Origin of the sequence: Streptococcus mitis, assembly GCF_946190335.1 — a bacterium.
Lineage (GTDB): Bacteria > Bacillota > Bacilli > Lactobacillales > Streptococcaceae > Streptococcus > Streptococcus mitis_CH.
The window spans coordinates 198,303-219,273 of sequence record NZ_CAMHZN010000002.1; the positions used below are offsets into that span (position 1 = coordinate 198,303).

Annotated in this window: 20 protein-coding genes; 11 read left to right on the forward strand and 9 right to left on the reverse strand. The window is 39.7% G+C overall.

Annotation, left to right across the window (positions count from 1 at the left end; translation table 11 throughout):
• Positions 1 to 31 precede the first annotated feature (31 nt).
• Positions 32 to 805 (forward strand): nucleotidyltransferase domain-containing protein, encoded by a 774-nt coding sequence (locus N8O43_RS04615; RefSeq protein ID WP_261089590.1) that lies wholly within the window; start codon positions 32 to 34, stop codon positions 803 to 805.
• Positions 806 to 813: 8 nt separating this feature from the next.
• Positions 814 to 1,866 (forward strand): hypothetical protein, encoded by a 1,053-nt coding sequence (locus N8O43_RS04620; protein ID WP_261089592.1) that lies wholly within the window; start codon positions 814 to 816, stop codon positions 1,864 to 1,866.
• Between the two features lie 126 nt (positions 1,867 to 1,992).
• On the opposite strand, the gene N8O43_RS04625 is transcribed toward N8O43_RS04620, so the two are convergent.
• Genes N8O43_RS04625 through N8O43_RS04635 form a run of 3 tightly spaced genes read right to left on the reverse strand, consistent with a single transcriptional unit; the run spans position 1,993 to position 3,842 of the window.
• Positions 1,993 to 2,808, reverse strand: coding sequence for a TIGR03943 family putative permease subunit (locus N8O43_RS04625; RefSeq protein ID WP_060805517.1), 816 nt, complete (start codon positions 2,806 to 2,808; stop codon positions 1,993 to 1,995).
• Positions 2,805 to 3,710, reverse strand: coding sequence for a permease (locus N8O43_RS04630; protein ID WP_261089593.1), 906 nt, complete (start codon positions 3,708 to 3,710; stop codon positions 2,805 to 2,807). Before N8O43_RS04630 ends, N8O43_RS04625 begins: the two co-directional genes overlap by 4 nt.
• Positions 3,711 to 3,842: an SPJ_0845 family protein gene (locus tag N8O43_RS04635; RefSeq protein ID WP_000268685.1), complete on the reverse strand. Its 132-nt coding sequence runs from the start codon at positions 3,840 to 3,842 to the stop codon at positions 3,711 to 3,713. It abuts the gene before it with no gap.
• A 281-nt stretch (positions 3,843 to 4,123) separates the two neighbouring features.
• Between N8O43_RS04635 and N8O43_RS04640 the strand changes: the two genes are divergently transcribed.
• The 3 genes from N8O43_RS04640 to N8O43_RS04650 are packed head-to-tail and all read left to right on the forward strand — an operon-like array spanning position 4,124 to position 7,020.
• A complete protein-coding gene (locus N8O43_RS04640) occupies positions 4,124 to 6,253 on the forward strand; it encodes a Tex family protein (RefSeq protein WP_261089595.1) in 2,130 nt (709 codons plus the stop codon).
• Positions 6,240 to 6,689, forward strand: a complete 450-nt coding sequence (locus N8O43_RS04645) for a SprT family protein (protein ID WP_261089596.1) — start codon at positions 6,240 to 6,242, stop codon at positions 6,687 to 6,689. The genes N8O43_RS04640 and N8O43_RS04645 overlap by 14 nt, the downstream gene beginning before the upstream one ends.
• Before the next feature lie 58 nt (positions 6,690 to 6,747).
• Positions 6,748 to 7,020 carry a PspC domain-containing protein gene (locus N8O43_RS04650; RefSeq protein WP_001085048.1) on the forward strand — a complete coding sequence of 91 codons (273 nt, stop codon included), beginning with the start codon at positions 6,748 to 6,750 and terminating at the stop codon, positions 7,018 to 7,020.
• Positions 7,021 to 7,179: 159 nt separating this feature from the next.
• Here the strand turns inward: N8O43_RS04650 and N8O43_RS04655 are convergent, their stop codons facing one another.
• Together N8O43_RS04655 and N8O43_RS04660 are read right to left on the reverse strand one after the other, a co-directional pair.
• On the reverse strand, positions 7,180 to 7,377 hold the full coding sequence (locus N8O43_RS04655; RefSeq protein ID WP_261089597.1) for a hypothetical protein: 198 nt from the start codon (positions 7,375 to 7,377) through the stop codon (positions 7,180 to 7,182).
• Positions 7,377 to 7,937: a hypothetical protein gene (locus tag N8O43_RS04660; protein WP_261089598.1), complete on the reverse strand. Its 561-nt coding sequence runs from the start codon at positions 7,935 to 7,937 to the stop codon at positions 7,377 to 7,379. The genes N8O43_RS04655 and N8O43_RS04660 overlap by 1 nt, the downstream gene beginning before the upstream one ends.
• Before the next feature lie 527 nt (positions 7,938 to 8,464).
• On the opposite strand from N8O43_RS04660, the gene N8O43_RS04665 reads away from it, so the two are divergent.
• A complete protein-coding gene (locus N8O43_RS04665; RefSeq protein WP_000173372.1) occupies positions 8,465 to 9,223 on the forward strand; it encodes an ABC transporter ATP-binding protein in 759 nt (252 codons plus the stop codon).
• A gap of 1 nt (position 9,224) precedes the next feature.
• Complete coding sequence (locus N8O43_RS04670) at positions 9,225 to 11,213, forward strand: ABC transporter permease (RefSeq protein ID WP_261089599.1); 1,989 nt, start codon at positions 9,225 to 9,227, stop codon at positions 11,211 to 11,213.
• Between the two features lie 195 nt (positions 11,214 to 11,408).
• On the opposite strand, the gene N8O43_RS04675 is transcribed toward N8O43_RS04670, so the two are convergent.
• Positions 11,409 to 12,104, reverse strand: a complete 696-nt coding sequence (locus N8O43_RS04675; RefSeq protein WP_261089601.1) for a VIT1/CCC1 transporter family protein — start codon at positions 12,102 to 12,104, stop codon at positions 11,409 to 11,411.
• A gap of 229 nt (positions 12,105 to 12,333) precedes the next feature.
• Between N8O43_RS04675 and N8O43_RS04680 the strand changes: the two genes are divergently transcribed.
• Genes N8O43_RS04680 through ftsY form a run of 3 tightly spaced genes read left to right on the forward strand, consistent with a single transcriptional unit; the run spans position 12,334 to position 15,221 of the window.
• The gene (locus N8O43_RS04680) at positions 12,334 to 13,125 is read left to right on the forward strand and encodes a Cof-type HAD-IIB family hydrolase (RefSeq protein WP_261089603.1); all 792 of its coding nucleotides are present in this window, start codon (positions 12,334 to 12,336) and stop codon (positions 13,123 to 13,125) included.
• Positions 13,125 to 13,943 (forward strand): Cof-type HAD-IIB family hydrolase, encoded by an 819-nt coding sequence (locus N8O43_RS04685; RefSeq protein ID WP_084924294.1) that lies wholly within the window; start codon positions 13,125 to 13,127, stop codon positions 13,941 to 13,943. Before N8O43_RS04680 ends, N8O43_RS04685 begins: the two co-directional genes overlap by 1 nt.
• 3 nt (positions 13,944 to 13,946) lie before the next feature.
• Positions 13,947 to 15,221 (forward strand): signal recognition particle-docking protein FtsY, encoded by a 1,275-nt coding sequence (gene ftsY, locus N8O43_RS04690; RefSeq protein ID WP_084924296.1) that lies wholly within the window; start codon positions 13,947 to 13,949, stop codon positions 15,219 to 15,221.
• 45 nt (positions 15,222 to 15,266) lie between these two features.
• Here the strand turns inward: ftsY and zwf are convergent, their stop codons facing one another.
• From zwf to N8O43_RS04705, 3 genes are all read right to left on the reverse strand, one after another.
• Positions 15,267 to 16,754 (reverse strand): glucose-6-phosphate dehydrogenase, encoded by a 1,488-nt coding sequence (zwf, locus tag N8O43_RS04695; protein WP_084926550.1) that lies wholly within the window; start codon positions 16,752 to 16,754, stop codon positions 15,267 to 15,269.
• Positions 16,755 to 16,905: 151 nt separating this feature from the next.
• On the reverse strand, positions 16,906 to 17,646 hold the full coding sequence (locus tag N8O43_RS04700) for an amino acid ABC transporter ATP-binding protein (RefSeq protein WP_125393318.1): 741 nt from the start codon (positions 17,644 to 17,646) through the stop codon (positions 16,906 to 16,908).
• A complete protein-coding gene (locus N8O43_RS04705) occupies positions 17,646 to 19,811 on the reverse strand; it encodes an ABC transporter substrate-binding protein/permease (protein ID WP_261089606.1) in 2,166 nt (721 codons plus the stop codon). Before N8O43_RS04705 ends, N8O43_RS04700 begins: the two co-directional genes overlap by 1 nt.
• A gap of 173 nt (positions 19,812 to 19,984) precedes the next feature.
• Here N8O43_RS04705 and N8O43_RS04710 point away from each other — a divergent pair, with 173 nt between their 5' ends.
• Positions 19,985 to 20,938, forward strand: a complete 954-nt coding sequence (locus tag N8O43_RS04710; RefSeq protein ID WP_261089608.1) for a CPBP family intramembrane glutamic endopeptidase — start codon at positions 19,985 to 19,987, stop codon at positions 20,936 to 20,938.
• Positions 20,939 to 20,971 lie beyond the last annotated feature (33 nt).

The window sequence follows — 20,971 nt, forward strand, 5'->3', positions numbered from 1 at the left end:
TTTATGTTCAAATTATAGACGAGGCTTTATTATGCAAACGCAAGAAGAAATGAATGTTCTGGTACCCGAAAAATTAGCAGAAATTGAGCGTGATTTCGATGTCACAGTTTTGTGGGCTATTGAGTCTGGTAGTCGTGCATGGGGCTTTGAGTCTCCCGATAGTGACTTTGATGTACGATTTATCTACAAACACAAGCAAGATTTTTATCTCCGTTTGAATAAACAGCGCGATGTTATCGAACTACCAATTGACGATACTTGGGATGTGAGTGGCTGGGATTTAGACAAGACTTTAAAACTCCTTTATAAGTCTAATCCTACACTATTTGAATGGTTACAGTCACCAATTGTTTATCAACAAACGGATTTTATCGAGCACATACGTCCACTTGCAACCCAGTATTTTTCTGAGAAAAAAATGCTGTACCATTACTTGAACACTGCAAGAACTCAAATGAATAAGTATCTTTCAGGAGACAAGGTCAAACCTAAAAAATATTTCTATGCGCTGCGTCCTATTTTGGCTTGTCGCTGGATTGAAAAATATCATTCTGTTCCACCGATTTTGTTTGATGATTTGGTCAAAGAATTGCTTCCTTCTCAAATGCAGGAGCATGTATCAAGGTTACTTGACATTAAGATAAACGGTCCCGAAAGTATGGAAATTGATCCGATAATGCCAATCCAGTACTACATCATCAAAAACATCAAAGAGCTGGATGCATACGTTCAAAGTGTTACCGAGGTGAAGAAAGACTGGAAAGCTCTAAATCAATTTTTTCTTGAAGAATTAGGGCATGACTGAGGTTGTTTATGGGTAAATGGACATGTAAATGCGGGCAAGCGATGAACGACCATAGAACGCCTGATCCAAATGCTTATTCGGTATACTCGGATGAGTTGTTAGTAGAAATCATGAATAAAAAAGATGGTAATGATTCAATTTCTTATGAAGACATTTCAGAGGCGTCATTTTATATGTGGAAGTGCCCTGAATGCGGTAGTTTCATGGTTTTTGGCGAAGACGGAGATGGAGATCGCTTTACTTTTTATGAACGCCAAGAAGTTGAAAAGGTCGAGCCTCTCTTTGATCCGGATCAAGAATTAAATCTCGTTGTTGTTGAGTTTCAGGAGGGAGCAAATGAATATACTTATATCTGCGATGACCCAAATATCCATATTGGGCATGCTGTTATTGTCCCAGTAGGAAAGGAAAATACTGAAAAAACTGCATTAGTTGTGCAGAAGTATCATGCCCTACCAAAGGATATTACTTTTCCTGTTGAAAAGTTAAAACGTGTCATTCGTAGGTATTCACATTTCGACCCATTCACTTCGAAAATCATTTGTAGAAATTTAATTAATCTTGGAAGAATTTTTGATGCTTGCTCTAAAAACGCTAAACCTGCGCCTCAGCAAACATATTACGTTATCAAAACTCCCTTAGGCTATTTCTGGTTAGAATTAAATGGAGTTCCTATTCCAATGAAAATCACACAAATTCAAGTCAGCGATAAAAAGTACCAGGTAGACAGGGCCCTTTATATAAAGCCTTCAGAGATTAACTGTAGAAAATTCTATGAACTGGAGTTGTGTGCTGATTTTGATATTGATGCCTCGAGATGGATCGATGTTCTCTCGGATGAAAACGTTTGGGGCAATAGCTGGGAACTAAATGGCCTTCAATTTGGTATTACTGCAGGGGAGTCTCCAGAATTTGAAGACGAAGTTGTTGCAAGAAAATATAGTCGTATCCCACTTTATTATGACTGGCACCCTGAATTTGAAGATTATTATGGCTTCAGTTTAGCTTGGAAAAAATACGAGTCTGATAGCGATTTGTCGATAGATTTTTATACAACATAAGAAAGTTATAAAACATCAAAAATTACATCTTACTATAGACTATTTAACAAAAAACGAACAGGCTCTTTTTCTGTTATTCAGAAAAGAACTTGTTCGTTTTAACTTTTATGGTCTTAGCTTGCTTTTTTAAAACACGCGATATACATAGGGATTTTCTGGTTTATCGACTTTGGTAAAGCTATCGATTTCCAAGGTTGGGAGGTTTTGTTTGAGTTCTTTATGGTAGTGATTGACCAGTTTTCCTTTGGCTGTTATCCAGGTGTTGTTCTCATACTGACGGGTATTTCCCTTGGTCAGTAATCCATAGACACCTGAATCCGCGATACAGTGAATAATGCCGAAGCGGAACAGAAATTGGCTATTGGCATGACTGGGGTCATTATAGACAAAGCCAGTGAACTGGACTGTCTTACCCTCAAACTCATCTGGATAGTCGTAGATAGCTTCCATGACTTCCATATAGTTTTCATTCGTAATCTGAATGCTATCTTGGGACAAGTATTTATCCGCCGCAGTTCGCATTTCCTTTTCATAGGCTGATTTTGAAAAATAAGAACTGGTATCTGGTTTCAAATATTGGCTTGTCGTTCCTTCACTTGTCTGAATGGCTTGATCCGTTCCTTCCGATAAGGGAAAATGATAGCCTTTGGCAGAAACGGTCTGAGAATCCAAGCTAACAGTTGGAAAAGTTAAGCCGACGACAATAGGAATAGCCAGAAGAGCAACACTAGTAACCTTCGCTAATCGGCTGTTCAGATGACTATGGGTTTTGACTTGCTTCATCCAAATATACAGTTGAACAATTGCCAAAATAAAGGAAAGCACCATGGAAATATAGGCCAGATAGGAATAGTGCATGTTGATGTACTGGTTTAATTTGCCCGACAGATGGAGATAAATGGTCAATTCAAAATAGCCAGCTAAAACTAAAAATCGAATCATAGGATGACTCCAATCAAGAGAGAATAGACTAAGACAACGAGTGTCACAATCGTAATGAAGTGACTGATAAATCGTGCTTTCAAGTAATTTTTCATCATGAGAATATTTTTGATATCCAGCATTGGGCCAATCACCAGAAAGGCCATAACTGGTGCCAATCCGAAACTCGAGAGAAGAGAAGCCCCGATAAAGGCATCCGCCTCACTACAGAGCGACAGAAGAAAGGCCAAAAGCATCAAGAGCAGGATGGCAAAAATAGGTGTTGCACTGATAGTGGTCAGAATCCGAGTTGGAACGTAGACCTGTATAACAGAGGCAAAGAGACAGCCAAATACCAAATAACGCCCCGTATCAAAAAACTCATCAATGGCCTGCACAAAGACCTGAAAAACTTTTTTTGCAGAGCTCAAGTGAGAAAAATCATGCTCATGACAGGCCAACCGATTTTCTTTTTGAATCGGTTCTTGCCAGAAAAATCCTAGAAAAATCCCAAGTATCACAGCTACAAGAATGGACCCCAGAGCTCGTAACAGAGCGATATGGAAGGAGTTGCCAAAGGCAGAATAGGTCGCAAAGAGAACAATAGGATTGATGACAGGTGCTGTCACAAGAAAGGGAACAGCCGTGTAACTGGGAACCTTCTTTTCCAGAAAACGATTGATAATGGGGACAATTCCACATTCACAAGAGGGAAAAAGAATCCCTACGAAGGTGCCAAAAAAGATTCTCCCCCAACGATTTCGAGGGAGAAAATGATAAACCTTGTCAGGTGTGATATAGACCTCAATCAGCCCTGAAACAATACTTCCTATCAGAACGAAGGGTAGGGCTTCAATGATTATAGAGAGAAAAATAGCCCCAGTCTGAAGCACGCTAGATGGGAGTTGTTGGAAAGCAGTCATCTAGTTTTTCTTTTCTGCTTTGGCTTTTTTCTCTTTGTCATCAGGGAAAGTGACTTGTTTCAAATCAGGGAGTTTCGCAAACTCCTCAAACATCTTATCCAAGTCGTCTCGTTTTGTAAATTTTACAGCCATAGGTGTACCTCGATTCTAAATTCTACCTCTATTATACTATTATTTTGAGGAAAATGGCGTTTTTTAATTTGTTTTCGATAGTTGATACTCTTCGAAAATCTCTTCAAACCATGTCAACTTCGCCTTGCCGTAGATATATGTAACTGACTTCGTCAGTCTTATCTACTACCTCAAAACGGTGTTTTGAGCAATCTGTGGCTAGCTTCCTAGTTTGTTTTTTGATTTTCATTGAGTATGAAAAGGATTGGAGCAAGCCTTCTAGCTTGTGGTATAATAGGTTTATGGATAAAAAATATGAAAAAATCTCTCAGGATTTGGGAGTGACGTTAAAGCAAATTGATACCGTTCTAAGTTTGACAGCTGAAGGGGCGACAATTCCCTTTATCGCGCGTTATCGCAAGGACATGACTGGTAGTTTGGATGAGGTGGCGATTAAGGCTATTATTGACCTGGATAAAAGTCTGACTAACCTCAACGACCGTAAGGAAGCTGTCTTGGCTAAGATTCAAGAACAAGGCAAGCTAACCAAGGAATTGGAAGAAGCTATCTTAACTGCCGAAAAATTAGCAGACGTTGAAGAAATCTATCTTCCTTACAAGGAAAAACGTCGAACCAAGGCAACCATTGCCCGTGAAGCTGGACTATTTCCTCTTGCTCGCTTAATTTTGCAGAATGTAGCTGACTTAGAGAAAGAGGCAGAGAAGTTTGTCTGTGAAGGATTTGCGACAGGGAAAGAAGCTTTGGCTGGTGCAGTTGATATCTTGGTCGAAGCCTTATCGGAAGACGTCAATTTACGTGCTATGACTTATCAGGAAGTGCTGAGACACTCTAAACTAACTTCTCAAGTTAAGGATGAAAGTCTTGATGAAAAGCAGGTCTTTCAAATTTACTATGATTTTTCAGAGACAGTTGGAACTATGCAAGGCTATCGTACCTTGGCTCTCAATCGTGGGGAGAAACTTGGTGTCTTGAAGGTCGGTTTTGAACATGCAACAGACCGTATTCTTGCCTTCTTTGCTGCTCGTTTCAAGGTGAAAAATGCCTATATTGATGAAGTTGTTCAGCAATCTGTTAAGAAAAAAGTCTTGCCTGCTATCGAGCGCCGTATTCGTACAGAATTAACTGAAAAGGCAGAAGAAGGAGCTATCCAACTCTTTTCTGACAATCTGCGTAATCTCCTCTTGGTTGCTCCATTGAAAGGGCGCGTGGTTCTAGGATTTGACCCTGCCTTTCGTACAGGTGCCAAGCTAGCTGTCGTGGATGCAACAGGGAAAATGTTGACGACTCAGGTTATTTATCCTGTCAAACCAGCATCAGCTCGTCAAATCGAAGAAGCCAAGAAAGATTTGGCAGACTTGATTGGTCAATACGGCGTGGAAATTATTGCTATCGGAAATGGGACGGCCAGTCGTGAAAGTGAAGCCTTTGTGGCCGAAGTTCTTAAAGAGTTTCCAGAAGTCAGCTATGTTATCGTCAATGAAAGTGGTGCTTCGGTATACTCTGCCAGCGAACTTGCTCGCCAGGAGTTCCCAGACTTGACCGTTGAAAAACGCTCTGCCATCTCTATCGCCCGTCGTTTGCAAGATCCCCTTGCTGAATTGGTCAAAATCGATCCTAAGTCAATCGGTGTCGGTCAGTACCAGCACGATGTCAGCCAGAAGAAACTGTCTGAAAGTCTGGACTTTGTTGTCGATACCGTGGTGAACCAAGTCGGTGTCAATATCAATACAGCCAGCCCAGCCCTCCTTTCCCATGTGGCTGGACTTAATAAAACCATTTCTGAAAATATTGTCAAATACCGTGAGGAAGAAGGAAAAATCACTTCACGCGCTCAAATCAAGAAAGTTCCGCGTCTTGGTGCCAAGGCTTTTGAACAGGCCGCTGGTTTCCTCCGTATCCCTGAAAGTAGCAATATCCTTGATAATACAGGAGTTCATCCAGAAAATTATGCTGCCGTCAAGGAACTCTTCAAAATTTTGGATATTAAGGAACTGAACCAAGAGGCCCAAAGCAAACTCAAGTCACTATCAGTCAAGAAAATGGCGCAAGAGCTAGACCTTGGTCCAGAAACTCTTAAAGATATCATTGCAGATCTTCTCAAACCAGGTCGAGATTTCCGTGATTCCTTTGACGCACCTGTGCTTCGCCAAGATGTCCTAGATATCAAGGACTTAGTGGTTGGGCAAAAGCTGGAAGGAGTGGTGCGTAATGTCGTTGACTTCGGTGCCTTCGTTGATATTGGCATTCACGAGGACGGCCTCATCCATATTTCTCATATGAGTCGCAAATTTATCAAACATCCCAGCCAAGTGGTGTCAGTCGGAGATTTGGTAACCGTTTGGGTTAAGAAAATTGATACTGAACGTGAAAAAGTCAATCTGTCGCTCCTGGCTCCAAATGAAACTGACTAATTACGTCAAGCAGGTTTCGCTAGAAGACTTCGGAAGACCTTTTATCCATCAAGCCCAGTGGAATTCTCGTCTACGTTCGACAGGTGGGCGATTTTTCCCTAAAGATGGGCATTTGGATTTCAACCCCAAAGTTTATCAGGAACTGGGTTTGGATGTTTTTAGAAAAATTGTCCGCCATGAACTCTGTCATTATCACCTCTATTTTCAAGGGAAGGGCTATCAACACAAGGATCGGGATTTTAAGGAATTGTTGAAAGCAGTGGATGGATTACGCTTTGTGCCTACCTTGCCCAATAGCAACAACAAGCCAATCAAGCTCTATCGTTGCCAATCATGCCAGCAAAGGTATCAGCGTAAGCGCAGAATTGATACCAAACGCTATCGCTGTGGAATTTGTCGAGGAAAGTTGCTACTGGTAAATCAGCCTGAGGACTGATGAAAGCCTAGCCTATCCGTGATATACTAAGTCTAACCTAGCAGAAAGAGGAAATAACATGAACAGTAAATTTTATAAAATGAGACGAAATCGCATGATTTCAGGAGTTCTAGCAGGTCTGTCAGACAAGTGGAACTTTGATGTTACCCTTGTTCGTTTCTTATTTGCCATTTTTACAGTCGCAAACTTTGGACTTGGCGTGATTATCTATATCATCCTAGCTTCTGTTATGCCAACCAAGGAAGAAATCGAAGCAGAAATGTACGGAACAGGCCCACGCAAACGCAAAGAAGCCCAAGCCATTGACGATAATGAAGGATGGTTTTGGTGAGCTACTTAGCTAATAAGGCAATAGTTGCTTAAAAGATTAGGAATAAGCAAAAAGCTTTAAATCAATAGTCTAAACTGCTTGATTTAAAGCTTTTTTACTTTTAATAATTTTTTTCCAGCTTCATCTACAAACTAAAAGCATGTTTTTGAACTCAGTTTTTTAATCTTTGTTTTGCTGCTGAGAGAAAACTGTTTTTGATAAATGATGGATGCTGATAACAACTGATAGCCAGCAAATAGCATAAGCAGTAGCTGTAAATTCTGTACCGATAAAGTGTGTGTGTTCAACTAAGAGCTGACCGATGAATGGAGAGAGGAGATAGAGAATTCCGATGAGTATATGTTCTTTGTGTTTCATTAAAAATGAACTCTTCCTTCATGATATACATATTTATAGTGATTAGAAACGTAGGAACCTCCGAAATTTACGCTAGCACTTTCTCCTATTCCAATATTCAGTCCTCCGCTTAAAGTTGAAGTACCGTTATTAAAGAAATCTCCATTAATTATATAGAATATTCTATCAGCCTGTTCTAAATTTACATACAATGAACCAGAAAACTGTTTTGACATTCCATTATAATTTCTATTTATTTCTGTTCTTAATATTCTTATAATACCATGATAAGTTCCATATTCGGTTGTTTCGCAGTAGAAAGAAATGGATGGTTTATAGGAGTTTGTAACAGTTATTTGAGTAGAAATTGTTCTATATGTCTGTGAAGAGCGTTCGTATAAATTTATACCAAGTAAATCTGATGCTTGTTCCAATGTGATATCATAATCAGTCGCGTATTGCTTCACAAGTTGTTGAGCTGTCATAGTTTCGCTCACTATTGTATTAGTATCATCTGCAAAAACAGATGAATAGAAAAATAGTGAAAGGATAGCAAAAAAAGTAATCAAGATTTTTTTCATAATATCCACACTTTCTGGAAAAGAGCTAAAATAAATTTTTAGTAGAAATTTATTGGTAATAAAGTGATAGTTAAAATAAGCTTACTCAAATTATAGTTTCCGATTTTTTCTCCTTTCTAAAGTAAGCCCTTTCATAATTACATTTTATTATTTTTAGAGTAAAAAGTCAAGTGATTTATTGCATAGTGAAATGAAATAAAAATTCAATAATTGATTGGGAAATTCAAACCAATTTCTAACAATATTTTAGAAGCTACAGTGTACTTCTCTAGATTAAATTTGCTTACATTTCCCCTAATCTTACAAAAATGTAAGATTAAAGTCTCTTTTGTAAGGTTAGGTTATGGCAAGCGGTCTTTTTTTGATGTAAACTAGTCTCATAAAGAACAAAGGAGTAACATCATGAAACAAATCTTACATAAGAAAACTAGAAAACCAAGCCACAAAGAAATCGAGCGCGTTCAGCTGGGATGTGCTATGATGCAAGCAACATTTCATTTGATGGGATATTAAGAAAGGAGATTCTCATGACACTTTTAGATGTAAAACACGTTCAAAAAATTTATAAAACTCGTTTTCAGGGCAACCAAGTAGAAGCCCTCAAGGACATTCACTTTACCGTGGAAAAAGGTGACTACGTTGCCATCATGGGTGAGTCTGGTTCTGGTAAATCAACTCTTCTCAATATCCTAGCTATGCTGGACAAACCAACACGTGGTCAGGTTTACCTGAATGGAACTGACACAGCAACCATTAAAAATTCACAGGCTTCTAGCTTCCGTCGTGAAAAGCTAGGATTTGTCTTCCAAGACTTTAACTTGCTAGATACTCTGTCTGTTAAGGACAATATCTTGCTTCCCCTTGTCTTGTCAAGAAGACCTATTACGGAAATGATGAAGAAATTGGTGGTGACAGCTGAGAATCTGGGCATCAACCAATTGCAAGAGAAGTACCCATATGAAATTTCAGGTGGACAAAAACAGCGTGTAGCAGTAGCACGCGCCATCATCACAGAACCTGAAATTCTTCTTGCAGACGAACCGACAGGAGCTCTTGATTCCAAGTCATCTGCAGCCTTACTTGATGTATTTGACGAAATCAATGAGCGTGGTCAAACAATTCTCATGGTAACCCACTCAACTGCAGCAGCTAGCAGAGCTAAACGTGTACTCTTTATCAAAGACGGCATTCTTTACAATCAAATCTACCGTGGAGAGAAGACTGAGCGTCAGATGTTCCAAGAAATATCTGATACCTTGACTGTCATGGCAAGCGAGGTGAATTAGTATGTTTCGATTAACCAATAAGTTAGCGGTATCGAACTTGATTAAAAACCGCAAACTCTACTATCCTTTTGCGCTGGCTGTTCTCTTGGCAGTCACAGTCACCTATCTCTTTTACTCTCTAACCTTCAATCCCAAGATTGCGGAAATCCGTGGCGGAACAACCATTCAAGCTACTCTTGGATTTGGTATGTTTGTTGTCACCCTTGCGTCAGCCATTATCGTCCTTTATGCCAATAGTTTTGTTATGAAAAATCGTTCTAAGGAACTAGGTATTTATGGCATGTTGGGCTTGGAGAAGCGTCATCTTATCAGTATGACCTTTAAGGAGTTAGTGCTATTTGGGATTTTAACTGTTGGAGCAGGTATCGGTATTGGAGCCTTGTTTGACAAGTTAATTTTCGCTTTCTTGCTCAAACTGATGAAATTGAAGGTGGAACTGGTCGCTACCTTCCAGATGAAAGTTGTCATTACAGTACTTGTTGTCTTCGGTTTGATTTTCCTAGGCCTCATGTTCCTGAATGCCCTTCGAATCGCCCGTATGAATGCCCTCCAGCTCTCGCGTGAGAAAGCTAGCGGTGAGAAAAAAGGTCGCTTCCTTCCTCTCCAAACGATTCTTGGTTCCATTAGTTTAGGGATTGGCTACTATCTTGCCCTTACGGTAAAAGATCCTCTTACAGCCTTAACAACCTTCTTCATAGCTGTTTTACTGGTTATCTTTGGTACTTATCTATTGTTTAATGCAGGAATTACCGTTTTCCTTCAAATCTTAAAGAAAAACAAGAAATACTATTACCAACCAAATAACCTTATCTCAGTGTCTAACTTGATTTTCCGTATGAAGAAAAATGCAGTTGGACTAGCAACCATCGCTATCTTGTCAACAATGGTTTTGGTAACCATGTCAGCAGCGACAAGCATTTTCAATTCCGCAGAAAGCTTTAAAAAAGTTCTAAATCCTCATGATTTTGGGGTTTCAGGGCAAAATGTTGAAAAAGAAGACTTGGACAAACTCTTGAGCCAGTTTGCAAGTGACAAAGGTTATCAGATTAAAGAAAAAGAAGTGTTTCGTTACACTTACTTTGGTGTTGCGAACCAAGAAGGAAATAAGTTAACCCTTTTTGAAAAAGGACAAAATCGTGTCCAACCCACAACAGTTTTCATGGTATTTGATCAAAAAGATTATGAAAATATGACTGGTCAAAAACTGTCTCTATCAGGAAATGAGGTCGGACTCTTTGCAAAGAATGAGGGAGTTAAAGAACAGAAAACTCTAACTCTAAATGATCATCAATTTTCTGTCAAAGAAGAATTTAATAAAGATTTCATTGTCAACCATGTCCCAAATCAGTTTAATATTTTGACTGCTGATTACAATTACCTTGTTGTAGCTGATTTACAAGCCTTTTTGGATCAATTCCCAGATTCGGCTATCTATAATCAGTTTTACGGTGGCATGAATGTAAATGCCAGTGAAGAAGAACAACTCAAGGTCGCTGACGAGTATGATAAATACCTCGATCAGTTTAATGCTCAATTAAACACGGAAGGTAGCTATGTTTATGGTAGTAATTTATCAGATGCTAGTGCTCAGATGAGTGCCCTCTTTGGTGGTGTCTTCTTTATCGGTATTTTCCTATCCATTATCTTTATGGTCGGAACCGTTCTGGTCATCTACTATAAACAAATTTCTGAAGGCTATGAAGACCGTGAACGCTTTATTATCTTGCAGAAAGTCGGTTTAGATCAAAAGCAAATCAAGCAAACCATTAACAAACAGGTTTTAACTGTTTTCTTCCTCCCTTTGCTCTTTGCTTTCCTACACCTAGCCTTTGCCTATCATATGCTTAGCCTGATTCTTAAAGTGATAGGTGTACTGGATGCGACTATGATGTTGACAGTGACTTTGTCTATCTGCGCTGTCTTCCTCATCGCCTATGTGCTGATTTTCATGATTACTTCAAGAAGCTATCGCAAGATTGTGCAAATGTAAAAAAGAATACCTCGACTTCAAAATCGAGGTATTTCTTGTATTTTATACTCAATGAAAATCAAAAAGCAAACTAGGAAGCTAGCCGCAGGTTGCTCAAAGCACTGCTTTGAGGTTGCAGATAGAACTGACGAAGTCAGTAACCATATATACGGCAAGGCGAAGCTGACGTGGTTTGAATTTGATTTTCGAAGAGTATTAAATGCTGAAAAGTTGTCCTAGCAGAAAGGTAACTCCCATGGTCAAGAGCCCAATAGCTAGGTTCCGAATCATAGCTGTTTTGGTTGGAGCTTTTCCAAGTCTGGCACTAGTGTAACCAGTGAGAAGAAGGGCCACACCGACGATAAGGACAGTAGCAGGGATACGGTATTCACCTGGGAAAATGGTAATTGAAAGCATGGGTGGTAAGCTACCAAGGAAAAAAGAAATAAAGCTAGAAATGGCAGCGTGCCAAGGATTGGTAAATTCTTCATACTCAATCCCATATTTTTCCTCTACCAAAGCCTTGAGTGGATTTTTAAGAAAGGCCTTATTGGTCAAGAGTTGGGCAGAAGTTTCGCATTCTCCATTTTGAATATAGGCAGCATAGAGGGACTTTTTGGCTAGTTCCATATCTTGGTCTAGCAAGAGCTGCTCACGCGCAACGGCCGCTTCCTCGGTATCTTTTTGAGTTGAAACGGATACATATTCTCCACCAGCCATTGAAAAGGCACCAGCTAAGATAGCCGCAAAACCTGATAAAAAGATAATCCAGATATTGCTTGTAGCACTGGCAACCCCGATAACCACACCAGCAATGGAAATAATCCCATCGTTGGCACCAAGAACACCAGCACGCAGGATATTTAAACGACCTGCAAAATTTGAATCAATTTCGTGATTTGTTTCTGACATACTATTCTCCTTTTTATCCAGTATAAAGGAAACAGGTTATGAAATCAATCTTTTAAAAGTATCTGAAAAAAGTTGCACGATTTTAATTTTACGAGTTTTTTAAAAGATAGAAACAGCACCAGCTAGTTGAGAAGGATAAAAGAGAAGCAAAGCTGATAGACTCGTCCTTTTTCTACTTATCTATGGTATAATAGGAGGTAGATTTACTAATCGGAGTAAGAAAGATTTTATGATTAAACTAGTAGCAACGGATATGGACGGAACCTTTCTAGATGGGAATGGGCGCTTTGATATGGACCGCCTCAAGTCTCTCTTGGTTTCCTACAAGGAAAAAGGGATTTACTTTGCGGTAGCTTCAGGGCGCGGATTTCTGTCTCTAGAAAAATTATTTGCTGATGTTCGTGATGACATTATTTTCATCGCGGAAAATGGCAGTTTGGTAGAATATCAAGGTCAGGACTTGTATGAAGCGACTATGTCTCGTGACTTTTATCTATCAACTTTTGAAATGCTGAAAACTTCACCTTATGTAGATATCAATAAACTGCTCTTGACGGGAAAAAAGGGAGCTTATGTTCTAGATACGGTTGATGAGACCTATTTGAAAGTGAGCCAGCACTATAATGAAAATATCCAAAAAGTAGCGAGTTTGGAAGATATCACAGATGACATTTTCAAATTTACAACCAACTTCACAGAAGAAACGCTAGAAGCTGGGGAAGCTTGGGTCAATGAAAACGTTCCTGGTGTTAAGGCCATGACAACTGGTTTTGAATCCATTGATATTGTTCTGGACTATGTCGATAAGGGTGTGGCTATTGTTGAATTAGCTAAAAAACTTGGTATCACAATGGATCAGGTTATGGCTTTTGGAGACAATCTAAATGACTTGCATATGATGCAGGTTGTGGGACATCCTGTAGCTCCTGAAAATGCACGACCTGAAATTTTAGAATTAGCAGAGACAGTGATTGGTCACCATAAGGACCAGTCGGTTATAGCTTATATGGAGGGCTTATAATGGCAGATATAAAATTGATTGCATTGGACTTGGACGGTACCTTGCTGACTACTGATAAAAGGCTGATGGATCGCACCAAGGCAACCTTGAAAGCTGCGCGTGATCGTGGTATTAAGGTCGTATTGACAACTGGTCGCCCTTTAAAAGCTATGGATTTCTTTCTCCATGAGCTAGGGACTGATGGTCAGGAAGATGAGTATACGATTACTTTTAATGGTGGTTTGGTTCAGAAAAATACAGGTGAAATCCTTGATAAAACAGTCTTTTCATATGATGATGTGGCACGCTTGTATGAGGAAACAGAGAAATTATCACTGCCTCTTGATGCCATCTCAGAAGGAACTGTTTATCAAATTCAATCTGACCAAGAAAGTCTTTATGCCAAATTCAATCCAGCTTTGACTTTTGTTCCAGTTGACTTTGAAGACCTATCTAGTCAAATGACTTATAATAAATGCGTGACTGCCTTTGCTCAAGAACCCTTGGATGCAGCCATTCAAGAGATTTCTCCAGAATTGTTTGATCAATATGAAATCTTTAAGTCACGTGAAATGTTGCTAGAGTGGTCACCAAAGAATGTTCATAAAGCAACAGGTTTGGCAAAACTGATCAGCCATCTTGGAATTAACCAAAGTCAAGTCATGGCATGTGGTGACGAGGCCAATGACCTCTCTATGATTGAATGGGCAGGGCTCGGTGTTGCCATGCAAAACGCTGTTCCTGAAGTCAAGGCAGTCGCAAATGTAGTGACGCCAATGACCAATGATGAAGAGGCTGTCGCCTGGGCTATCGAAGAATATGTGCTAAAGGAGAACTAAGATATGGGATTATTTGACCGTCTATTCGGAAAAAAAGAAGAACCTAAAATCGAAGAAGTTGTAAAAGAAGCTCTGGAAAATCTTGATTTGTCTGAAGATACAGAAGCTGAGGAAGTTTCTCAAGAAGTGGCAGAAGTTGAAAGTTCTGAAGAAGGTCTGCTCGAAGAAGAGGAAAATCAAGATACAGTTGAAGAAAGTCTGGATTCAGAGCCAGATGTAGAGGTTCATCAAGAAAAAGTCGAAGAATTGCTAAACTCAGAAGAAGTCACAGAGGAAGAGAATACTGAGCTCCTAGAGACTGTAGAAGAAAATAGTTCTGAAGTGCTTGAACCAGAAACGTCTCAAGTAGAAGAAACTGTTCAGGAAAAATATGACCGCAGTCTTAAGAAAACTCGTACAGGCTTCGGAGCACGCTTGAATGCCTTCTTTGCTAACTTCCGTTCTGTCGATGAAGACTTCTTCGAAGAATTGGAAGAATTGCTCATCATGAGTGACGTCGGTGTGCAGGTCGCTTCTAACCTAACAGAAGAGCTTCGCTATGAAGCTAAACTCGAAAACGCTAAGAAGCCTGATGCACTTCGCCGTGTCATTATCGAGAAATTGGTTGAACTCTACGAAAAGGATGGCAACTACGATGAACAAATCCATTTCCAAGATGGTTTGACAGTTATGCTCTTCGTCGGTGTGAACGGTGTTGGGAAGACAACTTCTATTGGGAAATTAGCTCATCGTTACAAGCAAGCTGGCAAAAAAGTCATGCTAGTAGCAGCAGATACCTTCCGTGCGGGAGCCGTTGCCCAGCTAGCAGAATGGGGCCGTCGTGTTGATGTTCCTGTTGTGACGGGGCCTGAAAAAGCTGATCCAGCTAGCGTTGTCTTTGATGGGATGGAACGAGCAGTAGCTGAAGGTATCGATATTCTTATGATTGACACCGCTGGTCGTCTGCAAAACAAGGACAACCTCATGGCTGAGCTGGAAAAGATTGGTCGTATTATCAAACGTGTTGTACCAGAAGCACCACATGAAACCTTCTTGGCTCTTGATGCATCAACGGGTCAAAATGCCCTGGTACAGGCCAAAGAATTTTCAAAAATCACGCCATTAACTGGAATTGTCTTGACTAAGATTGATGGAACTGCTCGAGGTGGTGTTGTTCTAGCCATCCGTGAAGAACTCAATATTCCTGTAAAATTGATTGGTTTTGGTGAAAAAATCGATGATATTGGAGAATTTAATTCAGAAAACTTTATGAAGGGTCTCTTGGAAGGCTTAATCTAATTAGAAGTAAAAATCCTGCAAGGTACAAACTTGCAGGATTTTTTGTTATTCTAAACGACCATCTTGACGATAGGCGATATCTGGTTGCCAAGTCCATTTGGCACCGAATTTTTCAAGTAGATCAAAGCTAGCTTGAGGTCCCATGCTTCCAGCTTTATAGTCATGAAGTGGGGCACCATTTTCAGCCCAGAGCTCTTCGATACGGTCAATCAATTTCCATGACGCACCAACTTCATCCCAGTGGCTAAAGTTAGTTGAGTTGTTATTTAAGACATCATAAATCAATTTCTCGTATGGTTCTGGAGAAGCACCAGTTGCGGTCGCATCTGTACGGTAATCAAGTGAGTTGGGAGCCAAGTTGAATTCTTCTCCTACTTGCTTCCCATTTAGGCTAAGAGAGAAGCCTTCTGTTGGTTGGATATAGATGGTCAAGATGTTTGGAGCAAGTGGCTCACCAAAGATAGAATCCATTTGTTTAAAGACGATGTTGACATGAGTTCCTTTTTCAGTTAGACGTTTACCAGTACGGAAGAAGAAAGGAACACCACGGAATCGATCGCTGTCTACAAAGAAGGCACCAGATGCAAAAGTTTCAGTTGTTGATTCTGGATTTACATTTGGTTCGCTACGATAAGAGATATATTTCATGCCATCAATCTTACCAGAGCGGTATTGACCACGGATAAAGTGTTCTTTAAGCTCTTCATCAGTTGGATGATAGAGGTTTTTAAAGACTTTAATCTTCTCAGCACGAATCTCGTCTTTTGTGAAGCTTGCTGGCTTGTCCATAGCAAGGAGAGAAAGAAGTTGGAGTGTATGGTTCTGTACCATATCACGGAGGGCACCTGATTGGTCATAGTAGCCACCACGTTCTTCTACACCCAAGCGCTCCGCAAAGGTAATTTGAACATTGTCGATAAATTCCTTGTTCCAAACGTTTTCGAAAATCAGGTTGGCAAAGCGAACTGCAAAGATACTTTGGATCATTTCCTTACCAAGATAATGATCAATACGGAAAATTTGTTCTTCGTCAAATGTTGCTAGGAGCTCGTCATTCAACTTGCTTGCAGTTGCGTAATCTGTACCAAATGGTTTTTCAACGATTAAGCGTTCAAAACCTTTACCATCCACAATGTTTTCAGACTTGAGGTGTTTGGCAATGGTTCCAAAGAACTGAGGCGCCATAGACAAGAAGAAGAGCTTGTTGTGTTCAGCTTGGTACTTGTCATTTAGTTCAGCCTGCAATTGACGCAAAGCAATGTAGTGTTCTGTATCGTTGACATCATGACTTTGATAGTAGAAGTGACTAGCGAACTCTTGAGCCTGTTCGGTACTATCTGCCAAATCAAGGATGGATTCGACGACAACAGATTCAAAATATTCCTTGCTCCAAGGACGACGGGCAGTTCCAATAACGGCAAAGTGCTCGGAAAGATTGCCGGATTTATATAGTCTAAAAAGGGAAGGGTAGAGCTTGCGTTTAGCCAGGTCTCCACTCGCACCGAAAATTGTAACAATAACCTTAGATGACATCTAGCTACCTAATTTCTATTTTTATTCCTAGTCTTGCTAGGTATGAGGAAACCTCATTTCATAAACTTAATTCTAACATAATTTTCCGAAAAATCAAAAAATCCAATACGAGAGCCGAAAAAAACTGCAAGGAAATCCTTACAGTTTAAGTTTAAACGTTTAAGACCTTGTCCAAGAAATCTTTCAGACGAGGGTGCTGAGGGTTATCAAAGATTTGGTCAGGTGTTCCGTCTTCTAGGAACTCGCCATCCGCAGTAAAGATAACGCGGTCGGCAACTTGACGGGCAAATCCCATCTCATGGGTTACGATAATCATGGTCATGCCTTGTTTAGCCAAGTCTTTCATAACGTTTAGTACGTCTCCAACCATTTCAGGATCAAGGGCAGAAGTTGGCTCATCAAAGAGCATGATGTCTGGATTCATTGCTAGTCCACGAGCGATGGCCACACGTTGTTTTTGACCACCTGATAGGCTATCTGGGTTAGCATTAGCTTTATCTGCTAGTCCGACCTTCTCAAGCAACTCCATTCCCAATTTCTCAGCTTCTTCCTTAGTCATTAACTTGTGCTCAATAGGAGCAAAAGTAATGTTGTCCAAAACAGACATATGTGGGAAGAGATTGAAATGTTGGAAAACCATACCGATATTTTCACGGACATGGTCAACATTGGTTGTTTTTTCAGTTAAGTCATAACCGTTCACAGTGATGTGACCGCTCGTAACTTCTTCTAGAAGATTAAGGCTACGGAGGAAAGTTGACTTACCAGAACCCGAAGGACCGATGATACAAACAACATCTCCTTCATAGAACTTAGTCGTAATTCCTTTTAAAACCTCATTTTTTCCGTAGCTTTTGTGTAAATCATTTACATCAATTTTTAATTTTGCCATTAACGAATCCTCTTTTCTAAGCGTTTCGCTAGTTTAGTCAAAAGTGTGATAATTACAAGATAGAAGATAGCAAGGATTGCATACATCTTGAAACTTTGGTAGTTACGGGCAATGATAATCTTACCAGTTTGGAAGAGTTCAACCAAACCGATAGCAGAAACGATGGTTGTATCTTTAAGAGCGATAACGAATTGGTTAACAAAGTTTGGCAACATCAATTTAGTTGCTTGTGGCAAGATAATCTTACGCATGGTTTTTCCATAAGAGATCCCCAAGCTACGGCTGGCTTCCATTTGCCCAACTGGAACGGCCTGAATACCACCACGAACGATCTCAGCGATATAAGCGGCTGCATTGAGCGATAGGGCAATAGTACCAGCTACAAAGTCGTTAATTGGGCTTTGTTGGCCTGTGATAGACTCGATGAAGTTTGGAATTCCCCAGAAGATGAAGGCTGCAAGAATCATCAATGGAATACCACGGATAACGTCAACGAAAATCTCAGAGATCACACGAAGAGATTTATACGGGCTGACACTAAACATACCAAAGATAATCCCGATGACAATAGCAATAGCAAATGAGATAAGAGCTAGAGCAAGAGTGATACCAAGCCCGCTAAGGAGTTGTTTGTAGTTGTTTTGAAGCAGCCCCCAGATAGTTGTCTCATCAACAGTGCTTGTTGAAGCGGTTGAAGACTCACTAGCTAGGTATTTATCAAGAATCTTTTGGAATTCTCCGTTTGCTTTAAGGTTTGCAAGTCCGTTGTTGAACATTTCAATCAATTCTTGATTTGCTCCTTTTTTAACGGCAAAGGCTGTTTCACCGATTGGAGTTCCAGCGATTGGAGTTTTCAATTTTTGTCCTTGGCTGATAGAATATTTGAGAACAGGTTCATCATCCATAACGGCATCAATGGCACCAGTGTTTAAACTGTCATACATTGAAGAACCATCAGCGAAGGTTTTGATTTTGTAACCGTATTTGCTTTGATTTTCTGTTAGGAAGGTTTGAGAAGCAGTTCCGTTTTTAACACCGACCGTCTTTCCTTTTAAATCTTCATAAGAAGCAATATTGCTTGATTCTTTGACACCAAGGATAGTATTGGCAGTGTAGTAGGATTCTGAGAAGTCAAAAGTTGCCTTACGAGCATCTGTGACAGACATACCAGCAATGATACCATCAGCTTGTCCAGCTTGAACAGCACTGATAGCGGCATCAAAACCAGGGTTGGTGATTTCAATTTCGAAACCTTGGTCTTTAGCGATTGCCTTAATCAATTCCATATCAATACCAGTAAATTGGTTGCTTGAATTTTGGAAAACAAAAGGTGCAAAAGAAGAATCACTGGCAATGATGTATTTAGCTTTAACAGGAATGGCTTTTAATCCTGCTAGAGTAGTTGTAGTTGGCACTGCTGAAGATGATGAAGCAGTCCATTTCTTGATGATTTTATCAAGACTACCATCTTTTTTCATTTCAGCCAAGGCTTGGTTAAATTCAGTAACTAGGTGCTCGTATTTGCTACCTTTTTTCACACCGAAAGCAAAGCTACCTACAGCTTCACCATCCATTTCAATATGAAGGTCTTGCCCTTGGTTAATGGCATACTCGATAACAGGTTTGTCATCCATCATGGCATCGATGGCACCAGCACTCAAGCTGTTGTTCATCAAATCACTAGTGTCAAATGTTTTAATAGTAAAGCCGTATTTATCTTTGATTGTTTCAAGAAAACGTTGAGCAGCAGTTCCGTTTTTAACACCAACAGTTTTACCTTTTAATTGGTCATACTGACTAATCTTGTGTGACTTTGTAGTTGCAATGACAACTTTTGTATCATAGTAAGTATCAGACATAGTGAAAACTTTTTCACGTTCTGTAGTTTTTGTCATTCCAGCCATGATTGCATCAGCTTGACCAGCTTGAACCGCATTTACCGCTGCATCAAATCCAGGATAGGACATCTGAATGTTCCATCCTTTAATCTCAGCGACTTTGTTGATAATGTCAACATCAATTCCTTTATAAGTTTGATCTGAATCTTTAAACTCAAAAGGTGCATAGGCGGTATCAGACACAATCTTAATCGTCTCTGCTTTCGCAATACCTAATGAGAAAATTGGGAATAAAATTAGCAAAAATGCTAGAAATCTTTTCTTCATTTTTAGTCTCCTTTTCCGAATATTTTACCATTATAGCAAAAAAAATAAAAAAAGGCAAATTTTTACAAAAACTATGTAAGAAGATATAACATATATAATTCTGATTTTGTCTTGAATCACACAACAGAAGTGCTATAATAAAGGTATATCATATAGTAAAAGAGGATAAAGTTATGAAAGACAAAAGAATATTTAAAGACTTCCAAGCTTCTCAAATGCAGCTAAACATTTACACAAGCCCCTTGTTAGCCTTTGTTTTTGTCTTTATAGGAGAGTTTGTGGCTTTTACTTTATATGGTATTAGTTTCTTAGCTCTTATCGGACTTGCTAGAAATTTTGGAGAGACTGGTCAAAATCTTGCAACCTACTTGCAGACTTTGCATGCGAGCTTGACGGATAAAACAAGTGACTTTCATTTAATTTTAGATTTACTGGCCTTTGGTTTTATTCTTAACACTGTGTTTAGATGGACTAGAAAAGTTGAGAAAAGACCTATTCGAACTTTAGGATTTTATAGAGAGAATTTCCTCAGCAATCTTCTTAAAGGCTTTGGTCTAGGTTTGGCACTTTTTCTTCTTACTTTGTTAGGTTTAGTAGCCTTGGGGCAATATCGTTTGGAATCCATTCACTTAAATCCTTATTCGCTTGCCTTTGTCGTCTTTACTATCCCATTTTGGATTTTACAGGGAACAGCAGAAGAAGTGGTATCCCGTGCATGGCTCCTTCCTCAATTGGCATCAAGAACCAATTTAAAACTTGCTGTTGTCATATCTAGCATGTTCTTTACCCTGCTTCATATGGGCAATTCTGGTCTAACCCCTCTATCTCTAGTGAATCTCTTTTTATTCGGAGTTGCCATGTCACTTTACCTCCTCAAAACAGATACAGTTTGGGGGGTAGCAGGTATTCATGGCGCTTGGAATTTTGCTCAGGGCAATCTCTTTGGGATTTTAGTTAGTGGTCAACCATCAGGAACATCTCTGATGACCTTTTTACCACAAGGCAATCAAGCCTGGCTATCAGGTGGTTCTTTTGGGATTGAAGGTTCTGTCATGACAAGTCTGGTCTTGCTACTGCTGATTGTCTATCTCGCCTATCAATTAAAGAAAGAAAATGAAAGGATGTGACTTCGGTCCGTCCTTTTCTTCGTGAAAATGCTA

Coding starts and splice junctions, on each gene's coding strand:
- N8O43_RS04680 (WP_261089603.1), top strand. CDS start 12,334: ATGATTAAACTAGTAGCAACGGATATGGACGGAACCTTTCTAGATGGG.
- zwf (WP_084926550.1), bottom strand. CDS start 16,754: ATGTCATCTAAGGTTATTGTTACAATTTTCGGTGCGAGTGGAGACCTG.
- N8O43_RS04685 (WP_084924294.1), top strand. CDS start 13,125: ATGGCAGATATAAAATTGATTGCATTGGACTTGGACGGTACCTTGCTG.
- N8O43_RS04710 (WP_261089608.1), top strand. CDS start 19,985: ATGAAAGACAAAAGAATATTTAAAGACTTCCAAGCTTCTCAAATGCAG.
- N8O43_RS04660 (WP_261089598.1), bottom strand. CDS start 7,937: ATGAAAAAAATCTTGATTACTTTTTTTGCTATCCTTTCACTATTTTTC.
- N8O43_RS04705 (WP_261089606.1), bottom strand. CDS start 19,811: ATGAAGAAAAGATTTCTAGCATTTTTGCTAATTTTATTCCCAATTTTC.
- N8O43_RS04665 (WP_000173372.1), top strand. CDS start 8,465: ATGACACTTTTAGATGTAAAACACGTTCAAAAAATTTATAAAACTCGT.
- N8O43_RS04630 (WP_261089593.1), bottom strand. CDS start 3,710: ATGACTGCTTTCCAACAACTCCCATCTAGCGTGCTTCAGACTGGGGCT.
- N8O43_RS04645 (WP_261089596.1), top strand. CDS start 6,240: ATGAAACTGACTAATTACGTCAAGCAGGTTTCGCTAGAAGACTTCGGA.
- N8O43_RS04620 (WP_261089592.1), top strand. CDS start 814: ATGGGTAAATGGACATGTAAATGCGGGCAAGCGATGAACGACCATAGA.
- N8O43_RS04700 (WP_125393318.1), bottom strand. CDS start 17,646: ATGGCAAAATTAAAAATTGATGTAAATGATTTACACAAAAGCTACGGA.
- N8O43_RS04650 (WP_001085048.1), top strand. CDS start 6,748: ATGAACAGTAAATTTTATAAAATGAGACGAAATCGCATGATTTCAGGA.
- N8O43_RS04625 (WP_060805517.1), bottom strand. CDS start 2,808: ATGATTCGATTTTTAGTTTTAGCTGGCTATTTTGAATTGACCATTTAT.
- N8O43_RS04635 (WP_000268685.1), bottom strand. CDS start 3,842: ATGGCTGTAAAATTTACAAAACGAGACGACTTGGATAAGATGTTTGAG.
- N8O43_RS04655 (WP_261089597.1), bottom strand. CDS start 7,377: ATGAAACACAAAGAACATATACTCATCGGAATTCTCTATCTCCTCTCT.
- N8O43_RS04615 (WP_261089590.1), top strand. CDS start 32: ATGCAAACGCAAGAAGAAATGAATGTTCTGGTACCCGAAAAATTAGCA.
- N8O43_RS04670 (WP_261089599.1), top strand. CDS start 9,225: ATGTTTCGATTAACCAATAAGTTAGCGGTATCGAACTTGATTAAAAAC.
- N8O43_RS04675 (WP_261089601.1), bottom strand. CDS start 12,104: ATGTCAGAAACAAATCACGAAATTGATTCAAATTTTGCAGGTCGTTTA.
- N8O43_RS04640 (WP_261089595.1), top strand. CDS start 4,124: ATGGATAAAAAATATGAAAAAATCTCTCAGGATTTGGGAGTGACGTTA.
- ftsY (WP_084924296.1), top strand. CDS start 13,947: ATGGGATTATTTGACCGTCTATTCGGAAAAAAAGAAGAACCTAAAATC.